This is a genomic window from Kitasatospora sp. NPDC056800 (genome assembly GCF_042789775.1).
GTDB lineage: Bacteria > Actinomycetota > Actinomycetes > Streptomycetales > Streptomycetaceae > Kitasatospora.
The window spans coordinates 1-18,813 of sequence record NZ_JBHUAL010000118.1 but is presented as its reverse complement, the minus strand read 5'-3'; the positions used below and the strand labels follow the sequence as shown (position 1 = coordinate 18,813).

At 73.6% G+C, this 18,813-nt stretch carries 19 protein-coding genes and 2 pseudogenes; 13 read left to right on the top strand and 8 right to left on the bottom strand.

Translation table 11 applies throughout. From position 1 onward, the window contains the following. The first annotated feature begins 13 nt into the window (after positions 1-13). Positions 14-601, top strand: a complete 588-nt coding sequence (locus tag ACFRQN_RS24240) for a hypothetical protein (protein WP_380742044.1) — start codon at positions 14-16, stop codon at positions 599-601. A gap of 94 nt (positions 602-695) precedes the next feature. Here the strand turns inward: ACFRQN_RS24240 and ACFRQN_RS24235 are convergent, their stop codons facing one another. Next, positions 696-1,904, bottom strand: coding sequence for an MFS transporter (locus ACFRQN_RS24235; RefSeq protein ID WP_380742042.1), 1,209 nt, complete (start codon positions 1,902-1,904; stop codon positions 696-698). Positions 1,905-2,370: 466 nt separating this feature from the next. Between ACFRQN_RS24235 and ACFRQN_RS24230 the strand changes: the two genes are divergently transcribed. Next, on the top strand, positions 2,371-2,589 hold the full coding sequence (locus ACFRQN_RS24230; protein WP_049652169.1) for an MbtH family protein: 219 nt from the start codon (positions 2,371-2,373) through the stop codon (positions 2,587-2,589). Positions 2,590-2,693: 104 nt separating this feature from the next. Then, positions 2,694-3,710: an ArsR family transcriptional regulator gene (locus ACFRQN_RS24225; protein WP_380742039.1), complete on the top strand. Its 1,017-nt coding sequence runs from the start codon at positions 2,694-2,696 to the stop codon at positions 3,708-3,710. A gap of 68 nt (positions 3,711-3,778) precedes the next feature. Here the strand turns inward: ACFRQN_RS24225 and ACFRQN_RS24220 are convergent, their stop codons facing one another. From ACFRQN_RS24220 to ACFRQN_RS24210, 3 genes are read right to left on the bottom strand one after another with little or no spacing between them, the layout of a single operon-like run. After that, a complete protein-coding gene (locus tag ACFRQN_RS24220) occupies positions 3,779-4,348 on the bottom strand; it encodes a flavin reductase family protein (RefSeq protein WP_380742037.1) in 570 nt (189 codons plus the stop codon). Next, positions 4,345-5,655 carry a cation:proton antiporter gene (locus ACFRQN_RS24215; protein ID WP_380742034.1) on the bottom strand — a complete coding sequence of 437 codons (1,311 nt, stop codon included), beginning with the start codon at positions 5,653-5,655 and terminating at the stop codon, positions 4,345-4,347. The genes ACFRQN_RS24220 and ACFRQN_RS24215 overlap by 4 nt, the downstream gene beginning before the upstream one ends. Positions 5,656-5,685: 30 nt before the next feature. Then, entirely contained in the window at positions 5,686-7,236 is a 1,551-nt protein-coding gene (locus ACFRQN_RS24210; RefSeq protein WP_074002444.1) for a tryptophan halogenase family protein, read from the bottom strand. 294 nt (positions 7,237-7,530) lie between these two features. Here ACFRQN_RS24210 and sbnB point away from each other — a divergent pair, with 294 nt between their 5' ends. The 4 genes and pseudogenes from sbnB (at position 7,531) to ACFRQN_RS24190 (ending at position 11,069) form a co-directional block, all read left to right on the top strand. Next, positions 7,531-8,613, top strand: a complete 1,083-nt coding sequence (gene sbnB / locus ACFRQN_RS24205) for a 2,3-diaminopropionate biosynthesis protein SbnB (protein WP_380742032.1) — start codon at positions 7,531-7,533, stop codon at positions 8,611-8,613. Between the two features lie 310 nt (positions 8,614-8,923). Beyond that, positions 8,924-9,724: an AfsR/SARP family transcriptional regulator gene (locus tag ACFRQN_RS24200; protein WP_234348407.1), complete on the top strand. Its 801-nt coding sequence runs from the start codon at positions 8,924-8,926 to the stop codon at positions 9,722-9,724. A 13-nt stretch (positions 9,725-9,737) separates the two neighbouring features. Further along, positions 9,738-10,121 (top strand): annotated as a pseudogene (locus tag ACFRQN_RS24195) (LysR family transcriptional regulator); the annotation flags it as partial. A 3-nt stretch (positions 10,122-10,124) separates the two neighbouring features. Then, positions 10,125-11,069 (top strand): substrate-binding domain-containing protein, encoded by a 945-nt coding sequence (locus tag ACFRQN_RS24190; protein WP_234348408.1) that lies wholly within the window; start codon positions 10,125-10,127, stop codon positions 11,067-11,069. Here the strand turns inward: ACFRQN_RS24190 and ACFRQN_RS24185 are convergent. The 4 genes from ACFRQN_RS24185 to ACFRQN_RS24170 all read right to left on the bottom strand — a co-directional run bounded on the left by ACFRQN_RS24185 (position 10,961) and on the right by ACFRQN_RS24170 (position 13,860). Continuing rightward, complete coding sequence (locus tag ACFRQN_RS24185; protein WP_049652161.1) at positions 10,961-12,319, bottom strand: FtsX-like permease family protein; 1,359 nt, start codon at positions 12,317-12,319, stop codon at positions 10,961-10,963. The genes ACFRQN_RS24190 and ACFRQN_RS24185 overlap by 109 nt on opposite strands. Then, positions 12,319-13,146 carry an ABC transporter ATP-binding protein gene (locus tag ACFRQN_RS24180; protein ID WP_380742030.1) on the bottom strand — a complete coding sequence of 276 codons (828 nt, stop codon included), beginning with the start codon at positions 13,144-13,146 and terminating at the stop codon, positions 12,319-12,321. Before ACFRQN_RS24180 ends, ACFRQN_RS24185 begins: the two co-directional genes overlap by 1 nt. 78 nt (positions 13,147-13,224) lie before the next feature. Continuing rightward, positions 13,225-13,464, bottom strand: a complete 240-nt coding sequence (locus ACFRQN_RS24175; protein WP_049652159.1) for a hypothetical protein — start codon at positions 13,462-13,464, stop codon at positions 13,225-13,227. 54 nt (positions 13,465-13,518) lie between these two features. Then, complete coding sequence (locus ACFRQN_RS24170) at positions 13,519-13,860, bottom strand: winged helix-turn-helix domain-containing protein (RefSeq protein WP_049652158.1); 342 nt, start codon at positions 13,858-13,860, stop codon at positions 13,519-13,521. Positions 13,861-14,021: 161 nt separating this feature from the next. Here ACFRQN_RS24170 and ACFRQN_RS24165 point away from each other — a divergent pair, with 161 nt between their 5' ends. From ACFRQN_RS24165 to ACFRQN_RS24140, 6 genes and pseudogenes are all read left to right on the top strand, one after another. Next, complete coding sequence (locus tag ACFRQN_RS24165) at positions 14,022-14,282, top strand: acyl carrier protein (protein ID WP_049652157.1); 261 nt, start codon at positions 14,022-14,024, stop codon at positions 14,280-14,282. A 37-nt stretch (positions 14,283-14,319) separates the two neighbouring features. Next, positions 14,320-15,561, top strand: coding sequence for a beta-ketoacyl-[acyl-carrier-protein] synthase family protein (locus ACFRQN_RS24160; RefSeq protein ID WP_380742028.1), 1,242 nt, complete (start codon positions 14,320-14,322; stop codon positions 15,559-15,561). Then, the gene (locus tag ACFRQN_RS24155; protein ID WP_181970522.1) at positions 15,558-16,361 is read left to right on the top strand and encodes an alpha/beta fold hydrolase; all 804 of its coding nucleotides are present in this window, start codon (positions 15,558-15,560) and stop codon (positions 16,359-16,361) included. Before ACFRQN_RS24160 ends, ACFRQN_RS24155 begins: the two co-directional genes overlap by 4 nt. After that, positions 16,358-17,323 (top strand): hypothetical protein, encoded by a 966-nt coding sequence (locus ACFRQN_RS24150; protein ID WP_380742025.1) that lies wholly within the window; start codon positions 16,358-16,360, stop codon positions 17,321-17,323. The genes ACFRQN_RS24155 and ACFRQN_RS24150 overlap by 4 nt, the downstream gene beginning before the upstream one ends. Continuing rightward, on the top strand, positions 17,320-18,441 hold the full coding sequence (locus ACFRQN_RS24145; protein ID WP_380742023.1) for a beta-ketoacyl synthase N-terminal-like domain-containing protein: 1,122 nt from the start codon (positions 17,320-17,322) through the stop codon (positions 18,439-18,441). Before ACFRQN_RS24150 ends, ACFRQN_RS24145 begins: the two co-directional genes overlap by 4 nt. Positions 18,442-18,513: 72 nt before the next feature. Beyond that, a pseudogene (locus ACFRQN_RS24140) lies at positions 18,514-18,813 on the top strand (hypothetical protein); the annotation flags it as partial.

Sequence of the window (18,813 nt, the reverse complement as noted above, 5' to 3'; positions counted from 1 at the left end):
CCTGAGGAGAGCCATGAACACCGACCGCCCCGCCGCCTCCGGTACCGCCGCGCCGCCCGTCGGGGCCGGCCGCGACCTCGGTCCCGGGCTCGGCCCGCTGGTGCGGGTCGACGGAAGCTGGTACATCGGCGACCACGAGAGCAAGGCGTATCTCGCCGTCCTCCCCGAGGGGTTCGAGCACCGCGTCACCGGACGGGAGCCCTTCCTGGTCCCGTGGAAGCGCCTGATGAGCCTGAAGCTCGGGGTCACCAGCGGCCGGTTCCTCAGCACACCGGCCGGCGGACTCCTGACCGGTCACCACGCGCCCCACGAGGCGATCGGCACCCACGGCTCCTGCCTGAGCGCCATGGTCCGGCACCCCTACGACCTGTGGAGCCCCCGGTTCGTCCACCACCGGCGGTGGTACCCGGCGCCCGAGATCACGCTGCTGCACCAGCTGCTGGGGAACATCGTCGACCTCGGCCGGGTCGAACGGCTCGGCGACGACACCTGGCTGACCTCCGTCGTCGAGGAACTGGCGGCGGACCGCCTCCTCCGGAAGTGGCGCACCAGCAAGGCCGTCGCGGACGGCGTACGGGAACTCATCGCGCGCGGGGCGTGACCGCCGGGTTCGAGCGCCGCTCCGTACTCCGATGCGCCGCCCAGGCCCCGGAGGCCGCGCGGGCGGGTGCTGCCGCCCGCGCGGTGGCCCGGCATCAGGCGGGCAGGCGGTCGGGCGGGGTGGTGGGACGGGGCCGGGCGGTGCTGAGGGCGGCCAGGGCCGGGGTGGCGGCGAGGGCGAGGCAGAGGGGCAGCGGCAGGTGGTCGGCGAGCAGGCCGGCCAGCGCGGTGCCGCCCGAACTGCCCGCGTTGAAGCACGTGTTGACCCAGGCGCCGGCGCGCGTCCGGTGGCCGGGCTCGGCGAGTTCGTCGGCGAGCAGGTAGGCGGTGGTGAGGGTCGGGGCCACGGTGAGGCCGGCCAGGGCGGCGACAGCCGCGAGGAGCGGGACCGTCGGGGCGAGGGCGGTCAGGGCCAGCGCGCCGGCGAAGGCCGCGGTGAGGACGGCGAGCCGCCGCCGGGCCGGGGCCCGCCAGTCGAGGGCGCCGAGGGCGAGGCCGCCGGTCGCGCTCCCGGCCGCCAGCGCCGCCTCCACCCAGGCGGCGTCGGCCGCCTGCCCGTGCCGCCGGGCGAAGACCACCGTCAGCAGGGCGAACGCACCGAGTCCGGCCCCGGCCCCGGCGGCCGCGGCGAGCGGCTGGCCGGTCCGGGTCGGCGGCCGCCAGGGGCGCGAACGGCCGCCGGTGGCGGCGGAGTCGGCCTCGGCGCGGTCCGGCCCGACACCGCGGACCGAGGCGGCCAGGGCGAGGGAGCCGGTCAGGACGAGGGCGGCGCCCAGCACCAGTCCGAGCGCCGGGCGGGCCGTCGCCGCGATCACCCCGGCCAGCAACGGGCCGGTGACGTACAGGAGTTCCTCGGCGACGGTGTCCAGACTGTAGGCCCGGCGGCGCAGCCCGGGATCGGACAGCAGGGCGCTCCACCGCGCCCGGGTGACCGGGCCGAGGGGTGGCGCGAGCACGCCGGCCGCCACGGCGAGGGCGAGCAGGACGGGGTACGGGACGCCGGGGCGCCAGGTGGCGGCGGCCAGGCCGAGCAGCACCAGCGCGTACCCGGCCGCCATCGGCGGCAGTGTCCGGCGCGGGCCGTGGCGGTCGACCAGCCCGGCCCGGGCGGGTGAGAGCAGCACGTTGGAGGCGGCGAACAGCGCCGTCAGCCAGCCGGCCCGGGCGTACGAGCCGGTCGTGGCGGTGACGGCCAGCAGGAGCGAGAGCGGGACGACACCGTAGGAGAGGCGGCCGGTCAGGGCCGCGCTGAAGAGCCGGACCGCGCCGGGGGTGCGCAGGACCGTCGCGTAGGACGAAGACATGGAGGGGTTCCTCTGGAGCTGGCGCGCGCCACGCGCCGGTGGACCGGGACGCCGAAGGACCGCACCACCGGGGTGCGGTCGCCGCGCGGGGCCCTAGTCACGGAAGAGGAACACGGGGCCATGGTAGGGCACGTCCGTGCGGGGGCCGTCCGTTCGGGGGCACGTCCGTGCGGGCGCCCGTCCGGGACGTCGGCCGCAACGGCTCCCCCGGCCGGGCTCCGCGCCGCCGGCCGCAACGGTGCGGAACGCCGGTATCGGAGCGGACGTTGTGTCATATTCGTTGTGACCAAGGAGAGTTCACCGCCCCTCCTGGGTTCCGGCGGGCTCGCCGGGACCCCATCAGGGTGCGGTCAGCACCATGTCAGCGAGCCGAGGGAGCATGTGCGGAGCGGGCCCACCCGGTTGTCCCGCGTGCGCCGATGACCCGAGGGCCGCACCGCGCCCTACCCGGAATGGAGTGTGCGACATGTCGAACCCCTTTGACGACGCGGACGGGACCTTCCTGGTGCTGGTGAACGACGAGGGCCAGCACTCGCTGTGGCCCGCGTTCGCCGAGCGGCCGGACGGCTGGGCGGTGGCCCTGGCCGAGGGGCCGCGCGAGGAGGCGCTGGCCTACGTCGAGGCCAACTGGACGGACATGCGCCCGCGCAGCCTGCGCGAGGCCTCCACCGCCCGGGCCTCGTAGCGGCGACGTCCGATCCATCCGAGGAAGGGCCCGGCCTGCCCGCGTGGCGGCGGCCGGGCCACGTCGATTTCTCCCTCATCGACACGGAAACGGGGACCTTCATCGTGCAGAGGATTCACTTCACCGCAGCCGACCTCGCCAGAACCCGACTGAAGAGCACCATGGGCCCGCTCGTGGAATCGGCCTTCGCCTGCGACCTGCTGGACCGCGGCGTGAGCGCGCCGTACGCCCGGTGGCGAAAGCAGGTGAACGAGCGCCTCCCCCGGCGGCCGGTGCCCCGCCCGCGCAGCCGTCCCGAGCACGACGTGGACTCGCTGCTCCGGCAGGCGCTGCGGTACGCGGAGGCACCCGACGCGCCGCCCGAGCCGTCCGGGCCGTTCGACGCGTCCGAGGCCGCCGAGCTGCCGCAGCGGCCCGGGGCGGGCGTGGACGCCTGCCTGCTGGAGGCCTGGCAGCTGGCCGTGGCGCCGTTCTGGCAGCACCTGCACGCCTACCTGGTGGCCGAGTGCGAGGCACGCGGCCGGATCGTGATGGCCGGCGGGGTGGAGCTGCTGCTGTCCACCGCGCACCCCCGGATGACCTGGCGGGCGCCGGTCCTGGAGATCCCCGGCGGGCCGGACCAGGACATCCGGCTGGGCGGCCGGGGCCTGGTGCTCACCCCCTCGGTGTTCCTCAACCACCGGCCGGGCCTGGCGATCGACGCCGAGGGGCCGGACGCGCAGGTGGTGCTGGTGTTCGCGGCCCCGCCGCACGCCCGCAAGGGGGCCCAGCTGTGGCAGGAGCGGGACAGCGGCTCACGGCCGCTCGGCGCCCTGGTGGGCCAGACCCGGGCGGCCGCCCTCCGTACGCTGCGGGCGAGTTGCACGACCAGCCAGCTCGCCGACCGGCTGGGCATCTCGGCGGCCAGCGCCAGCCAGCACGCGGCGGTGCTGCGCCGGAGCGGGCTGATCACCACCCGCCGGGTGCGCAACACCGTGCTGCACTCGGTGACGCCGCTCGGGATGGCGCTGCTGGACGGCGGGCCGGTACGGCCGGCGGCGACGGGCGGGGGCTGCGACCGGTCCGAGCGGCCGGCCCGCGGGGCCCGGCCGCGGAGCGCCTCGCACCTGCTCGCCTCGTAGGCACAGCGGGCTGGACCCCCGGCCGCCGTCCGGTGCCGGGGGTCCTCACCCTTCCCGCCGTTCCGGGATCAGCTCCGCGGCCAGGCCCGGAACTGGCGCAGCCCGTACAGCAGCGGCCGCGGGTGGTGGCGCCGTACGACCCGGCGGATCTCGCCGTAGACGGTGACGTGGTCGCCGACCCGCTGGGCCAGCACCACGTCGCAGTCGGCCACCGTGTGGGCGTCGCGCACCAGGTGCGGGCCGGCCGCCTCCGGGGCCTGTTCCCAGGGGAGCAGCTGGAACCGGTCCGGGTTGCCGGAGGCGAACAGTTCAGCGGTCCCCTGGGCGTCCTCGTGCAGCAGGTTGACCGCGAACAGGCCGCTGTCGGTGACCGCTTCGAGCGTGGGACTGCCGTCGCGCAGGCAGACCAGGAGGGTGGGCGGGTCGAGTGAGACGCTGCACACCGCGGAGCAGGTCATGCCCCTCGGGGCGCCGTCGGGGCCGGTGGCGGACACCACGCTCACGCCCGTGGGGAACCCGCTCATCATGGCCCGGAACTCGTCGGGGGTGGCTCCCGCCGTCCCCACGGCTCCGGACGCCCCGGAGGCCCCGGAGGCCCCGGCCCGTAACCGGGCCCGGTCGCCCGCGTACTCGGTCATCTCGCACCGCTTTCTGTCTCGACGGACTCCACCGGCGCCATGGCCGTCGCGCTGATCCCCTCGGCCGCCGGGCGGCCCTCCATCCGGTCGAACAGCTCCAGCAGCGGCCCGGTGGCCGCCGTGGTGACCAGTGCCATCACCACCAGGGCCAGGACCAGCGGCGCGGGCAGCACCCCGGAGGCGAAGCCGGCCTGGAGGACGATCAGTTCGGTGAGGCCGCGGGTGTTCATCAGCGCGCCGATCCGCCGGGCGGTCCGGGGCGGCTGGCCGCCGATCCGGGCCCCGAGGTAGCCGCCGAGGCCCTTGCCGAGGAAGCCCAGCAGGACGGTGCCGACGATCAGCACCCCGGAGGTGGCGGAGAAGGCGCCGGTGAGGACGGTGACCCCGGTGACCACGAAGAAGGCGGGGGTCAGGAACTGCCCCGACCGGGAGACCGTGGACACCACCCGGGTCCACGGGCCGCCGTCGTCGTGCGGGACCGCCAGCCCGGCCAGTGCCGCGCCGAGGATCGACGTCATGCCGAGGTGCTTCATGGCGAAGGCCACCGCGAGGGCGGCCACCGCGACCAGGACCGCCATCGCCCGGGGCGAGCGGCCGCAGAGCCGGGACGCGGTCCGGGTGCCCAGCGCGTAGCGGATGGCCAGGGCACAGACCACGCCGACGGCCAGGGCGCGCAGCGAGTGCAGCGAGCGTGCCGGGTCCCCGGCGCCCAGGCTGATCGCCAGGGAGAGCAGCAGCCAGCCGCAGGCGTCGATGACGACGGCGGAGGCCAGCGAGAGCCGGCCCGGGACGCCGTCGCTCATCCCGCGGTCGGCCAGGATGCGGGCCATCACCGGGACGGCGGTGATGGCCATGGTGACCGCGACCATCAGGAGGAAGGCCGGCAGCGGGGCGCCGCCGCGGGCCGCCCGGTCGCCGGTGAGGGCGATCAGCCCGACCAGCAGGCCTCCGGTGGCCAGCGGCGGCACCAGCGCCCCGACGGTGATCCAGGTGGTGGCGCGCCGGGGCAGCCGGTCCCGGCCGCGGCGCAGTTTGTGGGCGAGGCCGACCAGGAAGAGCACCAGGGCGGCCTCGGCGACGGTCTTGACGAGGTCGAACACCGGCCCCGGCAGCACGGCGTCGAAGGCGGGCCGGCCGGCCAGGGCGATCACGGCGGGCCCGGCCAGCAGGCCCCCCGTGATCTCCCCGATCACCTCCGGCTGCCGGAGACGGCGCGCGACTCTCCTGCCCGCCACGGCGATCAGCAGCACGACGCCGAGGACGGCGGCCGCGTGCACGACGCGTGTCAGGAGCTGGAGGACGTCCATGACGAACGGGCCCCTTTCCCGGGATCGTGGTCAGCGCATCCGGGCGAAGTAGTCGTACGCCTTGGGCAGCGTCGCGACGAGCCGTTCGGTCTTCTCCCGGATCTGGGCGAACTCCCGTTCCGCGGCGGCGCCGTCGGAGAGGTCCAGGGCCGGGGAGTGCGCCACCTCGATGCCGCCCATCCCCAGCAGGACGCTCATGTAGGAGTACGGCGGCAGGCCGTGGTAGTAGGGGAAGACCGTTTCGGAGTCCGGGAGTTGGGCCTTCCAGAGTTCGAGCCGCTCGGCCAGCGAGTCGGGGATCTTCCGGGTCTTGGTGTCCCGCCAGTACTGGGTGTCGGTGCGCTTGGCGGCGACGTAGTGCAGGACCAGGAACTCCCGTACCCCGTCCATGACGTGGGCGACGGCCCGGTTGTAGAGGTCGCGCCGGACCGGGTTCCAGTCCTGCGCCGGGAAGTACTTGACCAGTTGCTCGATGGCGTGGTGGATGAAGAAGATCCCGGTGGACTCCAGCGGCTCCACGAAGCCGCTGGCGAGGCCGACGGCCACGCAGTTGCGGGACCAGGAGTTGCGGCTGCGGCCGATCCGCATCCGGATGTGGTTGGCCTCGACGTCGGCGGCGGCGGGGCCGACGAAGGCGCGCAGGGTCCGCTCGGCCTCCTCCGGCGAGAGGTAGTCCTTCGCGTAGACGTACCCGGTGCCGACCCGGCCCATCAGCGGGATCGTCCAGATCCAGCCGGCGTCCTGGGCGGTCGCGGTGGTGCAGGGCAGCACGCCGCGCTTCGCCATGTCCATCGGCACCTGGAGGGCGACGGCGCTGTCGTTGGGCAGGGTGTCCTGGTAGGAGATGAACGGCTCCTCCAGCGCCTTGTTCAGCAGCAGCCCGCGGAAGCCGGTGCAGTCGATGAAGAGGTCGCCGGTGAGCTCGCCGTGCTCGGCGGTGCGCAGTCCGCTGATCCAGCCGCGGTCGTCGAGCCGGACGTCCTGGACGTCGTCGACGATGCGCTTGACGCCTCTGTCGGTGGCGTACTGCGTCAGGTACTTGGCGAGCAGCGCGGCCTCGAACTGGTAGGCGTACGGGAACTGGGTCTTGCCCTGGTGCTCGGACATGGTGAGGCCCTGCATCTCGTCCGCGCCCTCGTCGAAGGGCTGGTCGATGAGGGCGCCGTCGAGGTGGCGGGGGCTGAGGCCGGCGTCGATGACCGAGGCCATCACGAAGCAGTCCTTGTCGAACCGGCTGGTCGGCCCCTGCTTGAGCCACCAGTCGGTGAGCGGGAAGCCGTTGACCGAGCGCATCTGCTCGAACGGGTGGTAGAAGTAGTGGCCGGGCTCGCGCCAGTCCTCGAAGCGGACGGCGAGCTTGTACGTCGCGTTGCAGGCCGGCATCCAGTCCTTCTCCTTGAGTCCGAGGAACTCGAAGAAGTGGCGGATGTCGCTGAAGGTGGCCTCGCCGACGCCCACGGTGGAGATGTTGCCGGATTCCACGAGGGTGATGTCCACCCGGTCCTCGAACGCGGCCTTCAGGTACGAAGCCGTCATCCAACCCGCTGTTCCGCCGCCTACGATCACAACCCGGTCGAGCACTGGTGACTCCTCTTCGGTGGTCCACGTGTTTCCGGCAGGGGAGGTGCCGGATACCGGCCGAGGTGGCGCCGTCGGTCGTCACCCCGCTGGTAGAAGCTGAGGGCGGCGCCACCAGAGAGTGACTCTAGGCATCCTCGTAAGGTCCGACCAGGTCATTTGGCACTGGTCGAAAGTCGCAGGTCGGGTTGACCCGTACCTGTCGGACCATTCGAACGCCTGACGGGTCATCAGCGAGGTGTCAGCGCAGGTCAGCCACACTGCTGTGGCCAGATCTCCCCCGAGACGGAGCCATCCATGACGCAGCAGAGGCAGATCCCGCAGTTCGCCGTCGTCCCCGGCGCGCAGGTGCACGGCGTGCTGTCCGGCAACGAGAAGCAGACCGTCGACCTGGTCGCGGCGACCTACCGGGTGCACGGCGAGGGGGACACGGTCAACCCGCCGTCGTACTTCCTGCGCTTCCCGGACCGGCCCACCTCGCGCATCATCGCGCTGCCGGCCTCGGTGGGCGGCGGCACGCCGGTCGACGGGATCAAGTGGATCTCCAGCTTCCCGGAGAACGTGGCCGCGGGCCTCCCCCGGGCCTCCGCGGTGCTGGTGCTCAACGACCCCGCGACCGGCTACCCGATCGCCTGCCTGGAGAGCTCGATCATCAGCGCCGCCCGCACCGCCGCCTCGGCCGCGCTGGCGGCCGACCGGCTCTCCGTCGGCCGGCCCCGGCCGCGGCGGGTCGGCTTCATCGGCACCGGGCTGATCGCCCGGCACATCCACACCTATCTGGCCCGCACCGGCTGGGAGTTCGACGAGGTCGGGGTGCACGACCTGTCCGCCGAGCACGCGGCCGGCTTCCGCTCCTACCTGGAGCGCGCGGACCCGGAGCGGGCCGACCTGGAGCAGGCCGGTGCCTCGCCCCGGATCACCGTGCACGGGAGCGCCGAGGAGCTGGTCCGCGCCTCGGACCTGGTGGTCCTGGCGACCGTCGCCGCGAAGCCGCACCTCACCGACCCCTCGTGGTTCTCCCACAACCCGGTGGTGCTCAACGTCTCGCTGCGCGACCTGGCGCCCGAGGTGCTGCTCGCCTCGGCCAACGTGCTGGACGACGTCGAGCACTGCCTGAAGGCGGAGACCTCCCCGCACCTGACCGAACAGCTCACCGGCAACCGGGACTTCATCGACGGCACGCTCCACGAGGTGATGGCCGGAAAGGTCCGGGTGCCGACCGACCGGCCGGTGGTGTTCTCGCCGTTCGGGCTCGGCGTGCTCGACCTCGCGGTCGGCCGGTACGTCTACGACGCGCTGGCCGCGCGGGGCGAACTCGCCGTCGTGGACGGCTTCTTCCACGAGCTGGACCGCTACGGCCGGGGCGCCGGGCAGTCGTAGCCGCACCTCCGACTTCCCATGGACAGCTCAACCCGCCACCTGTAGCATTCTTCTGACAGGTCGACAGATACGGGCCCGCCGTCACGGTGCGTCCCCGTCGGCCCGTCCCGGGTGGCGCGGCGAGGCCGCACCCCCGCCTCCGAGCCGGGCGCCGGATCGCTCCCCCGTCGATCCGGCGCCCCTTCGGGTGTCATGCACAGGGCGTGTCATACCATCCGCCCCCGGCCGCCCCGCCCGGCTGGTATCTCCCGGTCCGCACCGGCGTCGCGCAGACTCACCTGGACGGCTCGGAAAATCATGGGGTGCTGCTGTGGAAATCAAGCTTCTCGGTCCGCTGCTCCTGTCGCACGAGAACGTGCACTACACCATGGCGTCGAAGCGGACCAGCGTCGTGCTGACCCTGCTGGCGACCTCACCGGGGATCCCGGTCCCGTTCGACGAGATCGTGGACGAGTTATGGGGCGACCAGCCGATGGCCAATGCCCGCAACGCCCTCCAGGCGAATGTCGGCCGACTGCGCCGGCTGCTGGAATCCGTGACCGGCCGCAAGGGCGACGAAACCCTCCGCACCGCCAACGGCGGCTATCTCCTCGACGTCCCGACGGACGCGATCGACGCGCACCGTTTCCTGCGGCTCGCCGACGCGGGCGGCGATCTCGCCCGGCGCGACCCGGACCGCGCGATCGCGACCCTGGAGGAGGCGCTCGGCCTGTGGCGCGGCGGCGCCCTGATGGACTCCTGCGACGGGCTGCGCTGCCGGATCCGGGCGGCGCACCTGGAGGAGCGCCGGATCAGCGCGTACGAGGACCTGACCGCCGCCAAGCTCGCCGTGGACTCGGCCCGGGTCCCGGTGTCCGAACTGCGGCAGCTCGCCGTCGAGCACTCCGAACGGGAGCGCCTGAGCGAGCTGTTGATGCTCGCGCTCTACCGCGACGGCCGGCAGGCCGAGGCGCTGGAGGTCTTCCACAGCACCCGCCGCCGGCTCGCCGACGACCTGGGGCTGGAGCCCGGCCGCGCGCTGCACCACGCCTACCAGGCGATCCTCCGGCAGGCCGACCTGCTCGGCGAGCCGCGGCGGGTGCTCGACTTCGCCGGGCCCGTACCGGCCTGATCCCGCTCGGCATATGCCCGTTCCGGAAAATCCCGGAATACCGGTTTCCGATCACCGGCCGCACCGCGCATTCCCCCCTCCCGACCCCCGTCCCGTTCCGGCCCGTTCACGCCGCTTCCGACTGTGGACGGTCAAGGATCACTCTGTTAGCGTGGCGACCGCCTTGGATTTTTCCTGGTGGCTACGCGAGGAAGTCGGAATCGCGGACGGGGGCCCAGTGGACGTTGAGTTGAGGCATGCCAAGATCGTTACCACCATCGACCGGCTGGGCAGCATTTCCAGAGCCGCCGCCCAATTGAGCCTTCCCCAATCGAGCCTCACCGCACAATTGAAGCGGATCGAAAGAGCCGTGGGCGGCGAGCTGTTCGTACGGACCAGAACCGGAACCATTCCGACCGCCTTGGGGGAAAGGCTCATCCCGATTCTGGCCGAACTCGTCCAGCACGCGGACCGGGTGATCGCCGAGGCGGCCGCGCACTTCTCGGAGGTGTTCCGGTTCGGGAACGCCGAGTGGACGCCGCCGTCGCTGCGCAGCGCGCTCAAGTCCGCGCTGCCGGTCAAGGAGGTGCAGACCGAGACGCTCAGCCCCGACGCCGCCATCGCGCAGGTGTCCCGCGGCGCCCTGCACGCCGCGATGGTGCCCGGGGTCGCGCTGGCCGCCTCGGCCGAGGCGGACGAACCCGCCCTGGCCAGTACGGTGATCGTGCGGGAGCCCGTCTGGGTGGCGCTCCCGCACGACCACCACCTGGTCGGCCAGGAGGCGGTGAGCCCGGCGCAGCTCGCCTCGCTGCGGTGGGTCCGCTACACCCGCGACCACTGGTTCCACCCGATCGAGAAGCAGCTGTTCGCCGCCGTCGGCCGGGCCGACCTGGAGGTGCTGCACTACGTCGACGGCCACCACGAGGCGATGAACTGGGTCCGGGACGTCCGGGCCGCCGCGCTGACGCCGCCCACCGGCGTCACCCGCGAGGTGCGGCTCGTCCCGGTCTCCGTCGCCGAGGGCACCGACATGCTGCTGGTGTGGCGCAGCGACTCGGTGACCGACGACATCCAGCGCAGACTGCTCACCACGCTCCGGCGCTACTACTGCGAGTACGCCCGCACGATCCCCGGGTACTGGTCGTGGGTCATCCGACACCCGGACCAGTTCGCCGAGTTGGAGTCCTTCCTGCCGCCCCGGGTGCAGTGGGGCGGGGCCGGCCGGGCGGGCCCGGAGTGGTCCGGGCCCGGGGCCGGTCACAGGGTGGCGAGCGCCTCGGCCGGCGGCGTCCGCAGGGCGGCGCCGGTGGCCGAGACACTGGCGAGGGCGGTCAGCGCCCCGACGAACCCGACGATCGAGAGGTAGATCCAGACCGGTCCGCGGGGCAGCCAGGAGCCGTCCAGCGCCATCCGGAAGGGGGCGAGCGTGGCCGCGGCGACGAAGGTGCCCAGCACCGTGCCGACGATGGTGACGAGCAGCGACTCGATGCCGGTCATCGCCAGGATCTGGCCGGGGGTGGCGCCGACCAGCCGTTGCAGGGCGAACTCCCGGCGGCGCTCGGCGGCGGCCACCACCAGGGTGTTGACCAGGGAGATCACCGCGTACGCGATGATGCTGCCGGCCAGCAGGTAGTCCACCCAGGCGCCGACCCCGTCGCCGCCCTGGCCGGCGGAGAGCGTGGTCTGGAGGTAGATCAGCGCGGTGGACAGCCCGGTGGCCAGCATCACCGGGCTGACCGCGCCCGCGATCCGGATCCGGCGGGCCCGGGCGTTGTCCATCGCCAGGTCCCCGGTCAGGCCGAACAGCGCGCGCAGCGGCCGGTGGAACACCCCGGTGAGCACCTTGGTCAGCCCGGGGCCGAGCAGGGCGATCCCGCCCGCCCAGAGCATCGCCGAGGGGCCGGCCGTACTGGCGGCGACCTCGCCGTTCATCACGGTGCCGGTGACCACCGCCAGCGCGGTGCCGCCGGCCAGGCAGAGCACCGCGAAGGCCAGCCGCGGGCCGCTCAGCCAGCGGTGCTGGAGGCGGGACTCGGCGAGCGCGTCGGCGGGCCGGGAGAGCGCCGCCCGCCGGGAGGCGATGAAGGCCGCGGTCAGCGCGGCGAGCATCGAGGTGCCGCCCGCGGTGACCATCGGGATCCAGCCGGCGTGGTAGGTGATCCCCTTCGTGACCACGCCGCTGGCCGCGATCTGCTCCAGCATCCACCCGCCCGCGAGGTAGCCCGGGACGAGGGCGAGGGCGACGGCGACGAGCGCGACGACCAGGGTCTCCACCACGATCATCCGGCGGAGCTGGCCGGGCAGGGTGCCGATCGCGCGCAGCAGCGCCATCTCGCCGAGCCGCTGCTGGACCACCAGGGCCAGCGTGGAGCCGACGATGAAGACGGTGACCATCGCGGCGATCCCGCCGAACACCGCGGACATCGAGATCAGCCGGCTGGCCGCCTGCTGGGTGCCCGGCGGGACGGCCGCGAACGGGGGCACCCGGTGGCGGATGCCGGTCTCCATCAGACCGCCGCAGGCGGTGAGGATCACCGCGCCGAAGAACAGCGCGACGGTGGAGGCGATGAAGCTCGTCCTGCGGAACCGCAGGGTCTGCAGGGCCAGGGCGAACATCAGCGGGCCGCCTCTCCGCCGCGGGCGACGGGGGTGCCATGGGCGCCGGACGTCACCGGGGTGTCCGGGCCGTCGCCCCAGGCGCCGAGCCGGGTCATCCGCTCGGCGATGGTGTCGGCCGAGGCGCCGCTCAGCTCGTCGACGATCCGCCCGTCGGCCAGGAACAGCACCCGGTCGGCGTAGGAGGCGGCGACCGGGTCGTGGGTGACCATGACGGCGGTCTGCCCGTCGTTGTGGACGGCCTGGCGCAGCAGCCGCAGGATCTCCACCGCGGTACGGGTGTCCAGCGCGCCGGTCGGCTCGTCGCCGAAGAGCACCGCGGGCCGGGTGATCAGGGCCCGGGCGATGGCGACCCGCTGCTGCTGGCCGCCGGACAGCTCGCCGGGCCGGTGGTTGCTGCGCGCGCCGAGGCCGACCTGCTCCAGCACCCGCTCGACGCTCTCCCGGCCGGGCCGGCGCCCGGCCAGCCGCAGCGGCAGGGCCACGTTGTCGGCCACGCTCAGCGCGGGCAGCAGGTTGAAGGCCTGGAAGATGAAGCCGATCCGGTCCCGGCGGAGCCTGGTGAGCTCCTTCTCGCTGAGCCCGGCGAGCTCCATGCCGTCCAGCGAGACCGAGCCGGAGTCCGGCCGGTCCAGCCCGGCGGCGCACTGCAGCAGCGTGGTCTTGCCGGAGCCGGACGGGCCCATCACCGCGGTGAAGGTGCTGCGGCCGAAGCCCACCGACACGTCGTCGAGGGCGACGACCCGGTTGCGCTCGTTGCCGTAGCCACGGCAGACGTTCCTCAGTCGCACGGCATCGTCGATGCCGTGCACGGTGGCGGTGGTCATGGCGACTCCGTGGGTGACCAGGACGGATGGGACGGGATGGCGCCGGACGGCGCGGATGGAACGGGTGGGACGGGTGGTTCAGAGTTCGTCGACGCTTCGCAGCAGGTCCTCGACCGATGCCAACCTGGCGGTCAGCGCCCGCAGTTCACCCCGGAGCGCCTTCTGTCCGGTCAGCGTCTCCTCGGCCAGCTGCCGGTAGGCGGCCATCGCGGCGGCGTCCGCGCGGTGCCGCTGGAGGGTGAAGTACGAGACGATGCTGACGCTGATCCCGCCGATGACGATCAGTGTGATGACGATGGCGATCACGCCGCCGCTCATGAGGGTCCCTTCTGTTCCTTCGGGCGTCGCGCCTTCCTCCGGGCGGCGCCTGGTTCAGGCGTCGCTGCCTTCGGGCGTCGCGTTGCGCCCGTCGACCTGCGCCCGGTCCTCCCGGAGGGCGGCGATGACGGTGTCGACCGTGACGCGGATGTCGAACGGAGTGAGTTCGAAGAACTTCATGGCCTTGCCGTCATCGGAGAGCTCCAGCGCGCCGGCGACCAGGCCGGCGTGTTCGAGCCGCTCCAGGTGCATGTAGAGCAGCGGCCTGGACATGCCCAGCCGCCGGGCCAGTTCACTGACGTGGACCCGGCCCTGCGCCAGTTCGCCGATGATCCGCAGGCGCTGGGTGTGCCCGACGGCGGCGAGCAGGGCCAGTAGTTCCGCGCTTGTCGGCACCCCCACCCTCTTCCTCCTACCTGAAAGTTGAGACTGACAGGTGTTGGCGAGCACTGTCAAGCCGATCAACGACCGTCAGTTGCACGTCAGTTGCCCGTCAGCGCGGGCGAGAAGAATTCAGATCATCATCTGTCGCACCCACCCCCTCACCGGGAGGCGAAATGCCCAGCACCGCGGTCGTCACCACCGAACAGCGCGCCCAGATCAAGGAGATCGTCTGCGACATCCTCGAACTGGAGGCCGACGAGGTCACCGACACCAGCCGGTTCAAGGAGGACCACAACGCCGACTCGCTGGGCGCCATCGAGATCCTCTCCTCGCTGGAGCGGACCTTCTCGATCGAGATCGACCAGGCCGAGCTGATCCGGATGGTCAACCTGGACGGCGTCGTCGCCGTCGTCCAGGAGAGCCTGTCCAAGTAGCCTGCCGCAGCGCCGAGTCGACAGAACGGAGTCAGCAATGGTGGGCAGCGGAGACCGGGAACCGCGCCGGGTCGTCATCACCGGGCTGGGCGCGGTCACCAGCATCGGCACCGGGGCGGCCGAGTTCCTCGGCGGGCTCCGCAGCGGCCGCAGCGGCGTCAAACCGATCACGTCCTTCGACACCACGGGCTACGCCCACGCGAACGGCTGCGAGATCGACGACTTCGACCCGGCCCAGTGGATCGAGCACGGGGATCCCGAAGAGCTGGGCCGGGCCAGCCAGTTCTCCGTCGCGGCGGCGAGGATGGCGGTGGCCGACGCGGGCCTCGCCCTGGAGGAGCTCCGCGCCAGGCGCGTCCTGGTCTCGGTCGGCACCACCGACGGCGAGTCGCGCGACCTCGACACCCTGACGGAGCACCAACTCCACCACGGACCCGAAGGGTTGCCCGCGGTGGTGGCCCGCCGGTCGGCGGCCGGCCTGCTGTCCAGCAGCGTGGTGCGCGAACTGGAGCTCACCGACGTGGAGGCCGTCACCATCGCGACCGCCTGCGCCGCGGGCAACTACGCCATCGGCTCCGGCTTCGACGCGATCCGCTCCGGCGAGGCGGACGTCGCCCTGTCCGGCGGCGCCGACGCGGTCTGCCGCAAGACCTTCACCGGCTTCTACCGGCTCGGCACCATCGCGCCGGAGCTGAGCCAGCCCTTCGACGTCGACCGCAAGGGCATCCTCACCGGCGAGGGCGCCGGCATCCTGCTGATGGAGAGCCTGGAGTCGGCACTGGCCCGCGGCGCGGGGATCTACGCCGAGGTGCTCGGGTACGGGCTCAACTGCGACGCCCACCACCCGGTCGCGCCGGACCGCGACAGCCTCGCCGCCTGCATCGAACTGGCCCACCGCAACGCCGGGGTGAAGCCGGAGGACATCGACTTCATCTCCGCGCACGGCACCGGCACCAAGGCCAACGACGTGACGGAGGCGGGCGCGATCCGGCAGGTGTTCGCCACCCCGCCGCCGACCGTCTCCATCAAGTCCATGCTCGGCCACACCATGGGCGCGGCCAGCGCCCTCGCCTCCGCCGCCTGCGCGCTGGCGATCAAGGAGGGCTTCATCCCGCCGACGATCAACCACCGGCAGACCGACCCGGAGTGCGGCCTGGACCCCGTCCCCAACCGGGCCCGCCCCGCCGAGGTGCGCATCGTGCAGAACAACGCGCTGGCCTTCGCCGGCAACAACGCGGTGCTCATCCTCGGCGCGTACCGAGCGCACCCGGACGCATGAGCGCGCCCACCCCCCGGCTGCGCAGGGCCGCCGAGGGCCCCGACCCGGTCCGGGTGCTGCTGCTGCACGGCCTGGGCGGCAAACCCTCGGTGTGGAGCCCGCTGGTCCGGCGGGCCGGGGCCGCCTTCGAGCTGTGGGACGTCGAACTGCCCTGGCGCGCCCAGTCCGAGGGCGACGGCTGGGGCGCCCGGCCCGACCCCGGCCGGTTCCTGGTCGAGCTGCTGGACGAGCGCTTCGACGCCGTCGTGGCCCACTCGTACGCGGCGAACCTGGTCGTCGAGGCGACCGCGGCCGGCCGCACCGCGCCCCGGCCGACCGTGCTGATCAGCCCCTTCTACCGGCCCAGCCCCAAGGACTTCGACTGGTCGGTGATCTCGTACTACCTCAACGACTTCCACCGCGTCTTCGAGGAGGCGCTGGAGGTCGGCGAGACCGCGCGGTTCGCCCGGTCCCACCGCGACTGGATGGCGCGCCAACTGCGCGACCAGGTCGGGCCGTACGGCTGGATGCGGTTCTTCGAGGCCTACCTGCGCTCCCCCACGCTCGACCTCGGCGCCGTCGGCTCGCCGCTGCTCGTGCTGTCCGGGCAGCGGGACACCGCCGCCCGGCCCGAGGACGGCCGGGCCCTCGCGGCCCGGGTGCCCGGGGCGCGGTACGAACTGCTGCCGGGCTGTCGGCACTTCCCGATGGTCGAGCGGCCCGACCTGGTCACCCGGCTGGTGTGCGAGTTCCTGCGCGCCGCCGTGCCCGGGGCGCCGCACGCCGACGCCACCACCCTCTCACCCCAGGAGTTGCCATGACCAGCAGTGCCCCCGCCGCCGACCCGACCACGCGGGTGCGGCTGCGCCCCCGCTACGAGGGCTCGAACATCTGCACCTGGATCGGCTTCAAGCACGTCAACTACCTGGTCGAGGAGGCGGTCTACGACCACGCCCGGCAGCACGGGTTCCCGCCCGGGGAGCTCTTCGAGCGGTACGGCCTGGGCGTCGACCTCACCGATCTCGACACCAAGATCCTCACCGCGCTGCACATCGACGACGTGGTGACGGCCACCGTGCGCCGGCTGCCCGCCCAGGACGGCGGCGGGCTGCGCCTGGGCGTGGAGCTGACCGTGGAGCGCTCCGGCGAGACCGTGAAGGCCGTCGCCGCCAAGGCCACCGTCCACCTCCGCTCCGACCCGCGCGGCCACGCCGTCGCCGAACCGCCCGCCGAGCTCGTCGGACTCACCGTCGACCGGCTGGGCGCGGGCGCGGCGCCCGTCCCGCTGGAGCCCGGCACCGACCCGCTCGAGCAGCTGACGGCGGGCCGCAACGCCTTCGGCTGGGCGTGGCGGATGCCGTACTTCTACTGCCACTTCACCGAGCGGGTCCAGATGTCCGGGTACCTGCGGCAGATGGAGGAGGTCGTCGACCTCTTCCTGGCGGACCGCGGCGTCTCCATCAAGACCCTGCTGGACGAGCAGGACTGGATCCCGGTCGTCCCGCACTCCCGGATCACCCTCCTCGACGAGGCGCTGATGGAGGAGACGCTCTACACCGTCTACACCGTCGAGAGCGTCTTCAAGCGGCTGACCTACACCGCGCGGATGGACGCCTACGTGCTGCGCGACGGCGTCCTGGTGCCGACCGCCACCGGCCGGATCACCCACGGCTGGGCGGTGATCGAGAACCGCCGCGACTGGAGCCTGGTCGACTTCGACGACCGGCTGACCGACGCCCTGACCGGCAAGGCGGGCAAGGCCCTCGGCCGGGGCCGGGCATGACGGCGACCGACAGCCGGGCCCGGGCCCGGCCGGCCGGCCCGGACCGGGCGGTGCCCGAGCCGGTGTTCTCCGCCTGGTCGGCGGTCTCGCCCTTCGGGGTCGGCGCGCAGGCCTTCGGCGCGGGGCTGCGCGCGGGCACCGGCGCCGTCGCCGCACTGGACCGCACCGCGTACCCCGGCCCCTACGAACAGGCCGCCCTGGTACCGGACTTCAGCGCCGCCGCGGCCCTCGGCCGCAAGGGCACCAGGACCATGGACCGGGTCACCGCGCTCGCCGTGCACACCTTCGGCACCCTGCTCGACGGCTGCGGGCCCGGCCTGCTGGACCGCCCCGAACGGGTCGGCCTGGTCCTGGGCACCGGCTCGGGCAGCGTGCAGAGCATCATGGACTTCACCAAGGACTCGCTCACCGGCGACCGCCCCTACCTGGTCGACCCGGCCAGGTTCCCGAACACCGTGATGAACCGGGCCGCGGGCCAGTGCGCGATCTGGCACGGCATCAAGGGCCCCAACAGCACCATCGCGGGCGGCTGGTCGGCCGGCCTGCTCGTCCTCGGCTACGCCGCCCGGCTGTACCGCGGCGGGCACTGCGACCGGGTGCTGTGCGGCGCCGCCGAGGAGTACTCGGTCCAGCGCGCCTGGCTGGAGTGGCACAGCGCGGGCGAGGACGGCCGGACCCCGCTCGGCGAGGGCGGCGTCGCCTGGCTGCTGGAGTCCGCCGAGCAGGCGCGCGCGGCGCACCGCCCGGTCCTGGCACGGCTGCTCGGCACCCGCTTCCGCGCCTACCACCGGCCCGAGCAGGCCGCCGGGGCGCTGACCGACTGCGTGCGCGCGGCGCTCGCCGAGGCCGGCGCGGACGGCCGGGACGTACGCCTGGCGGCCCCGCTCGGCGGACCGGACGAGGAGGCGGCGGTGCGCGCGGCCCTGCCCGCCGGGGCGGAGCCGCAGTGGCTCCGCTGCCGGCCGCTGCTCGGCGACGCCTCGGCGGCCGCGACCGGCCTCCAGCTGGCGGCGGTGCTGGCCGCGGCCGGCGAGGGACGGCTGCCCGAGGGCGGGCTGGCACTGGTGACCTGCGTCGACCGGGACGGCACGGTCGGCTGCGCGCTCCTGGGCGGCTGACCGCGGCGGCCCGGACACGGCGGGGCCCGGTCGGCAGGCCCGGACGGCCCCGACACAGAGGAGGGACAGACCATGATGCTCACAGCGTTGACCGTGGCGGAGCCGGACGGCCGCCCGGAACCCCCCGGCGCGGCTGGCGAACCGGTGGCGCGGCACGTCCGGGGCACCGTCGTGCTGACCGCGGCCGAACCGTTCCTGCGCGGGCACTACCCCGGCCTGCCGGTGGTCCCCGGCTTCGGCCTGGTGCAGTACGTCCACGAGCTGGCGGCCGCGGCCGCCGTCCCCGGCCCCGGCCGGGCCGAGCTCACCCGGGCGCGCTTCCTGAGCCCGGTGCGGCCCGGCGACGAGATCGCCGTCGACGCCCGGATCCAG

Coding starts and splice junctions, on each gene's coding strand:
- sbnB (WP_380742032.1), top strand. CDS start 7,531: ATGACGCAGCAGAGGCAGATCCCGCAGTTCGCCGTCGTCCCCGGCGCG.
- ACFRQN_RS24185 (WP_049652161.1), bottom strand. CDS start 12,319: ATGTTCGCCCTGGCCCTGCAGACCCTGCGGTTCCGCAGGACGAGCTTC.
- ACFRQN_RS24215 (WP_380742034.1), bottom strand. CDS start 5,655: ATGGACGTCCTCCAGCTCCTGACACGCGTCGTGCACGCGGCCGCCGTC.
- ACFRQN_RS24235 (WP_380742042.1), bottom strand. CDS start 1,904: ATGTCTTCGTCCTACGCGACGGTCCTGCGCACCCCCGGCGCGGTCCGG.
- ACFRQN_RS24165 (WP_049652157.1), top strand. CDS start 14,022: ATGCCCAGCACCGCGGTCGTCACCACCGAACAGCGCGCCCAGATCAAG.
- ACFRQN_RS24180 (WP_380742030.1), bottom strand. CDS start 13,146: ATGACCACCGCCACCGTGCACGGCATCGACGATGCCGTGCGACTGAGG.
- ACFRQN_RS24155 (WP_181970522.1), top strand. CDS start 15,558: ATGAGCGCGCCCACCCCCCGGCTGCGCAGGGCCGCCGAGGGCCCCGAC.
- ACFRQN_RS24220 (WP_380742037.1), bottom strand. CDS start 4,348: ATGACCGAGTACGCGGGCGACCGGGCCCGGTTACGGGCCGGGGCCTCC.
- ACFRQN_RS24145 (WP_380742023.1), top strand. CDS start 17,320: ATGACGGCGACCGACAGCCGGGCCCGGGCCCGGCCGGCCGGCCCGGAC.
- ACFRQN_RS24160 (WP_380742028.1), top strand. CDS start 14,320: ATGGTGGGCAGCGGAGACCGGGAACCGCGCCGGGTCGTCATCACCGGG.
- ACFRQN_RS24150 (WP_380742025.1), top strand. CDS start 16,358: ATGACCAGCAGTGCCCCCGCCGCCGACCCGACCACGCGGGTGCGGCTG.
- ACFRQN_RS24240 (WP_380742044.1), top strand. CDS start 14: ATGAACACCGACCGCCCCGCCGCCTCCGGTACCGCCGCGCCGCCCGTC.
- ACFRQN_RS24175 (WP_049652159.1), bottom strand. CDS start 13,464: ATGAGCGGCGGCGTGATCGCCATCGTCATCACACTGATCGTCATCGGC.
- ACFRQN_RS24230 (WP_049652169.1), top strand. CDS start 2,371: ATGTCGAACCCCTTTGACGACGCGGACGGGACCTTCCTGGTGCTGGTG.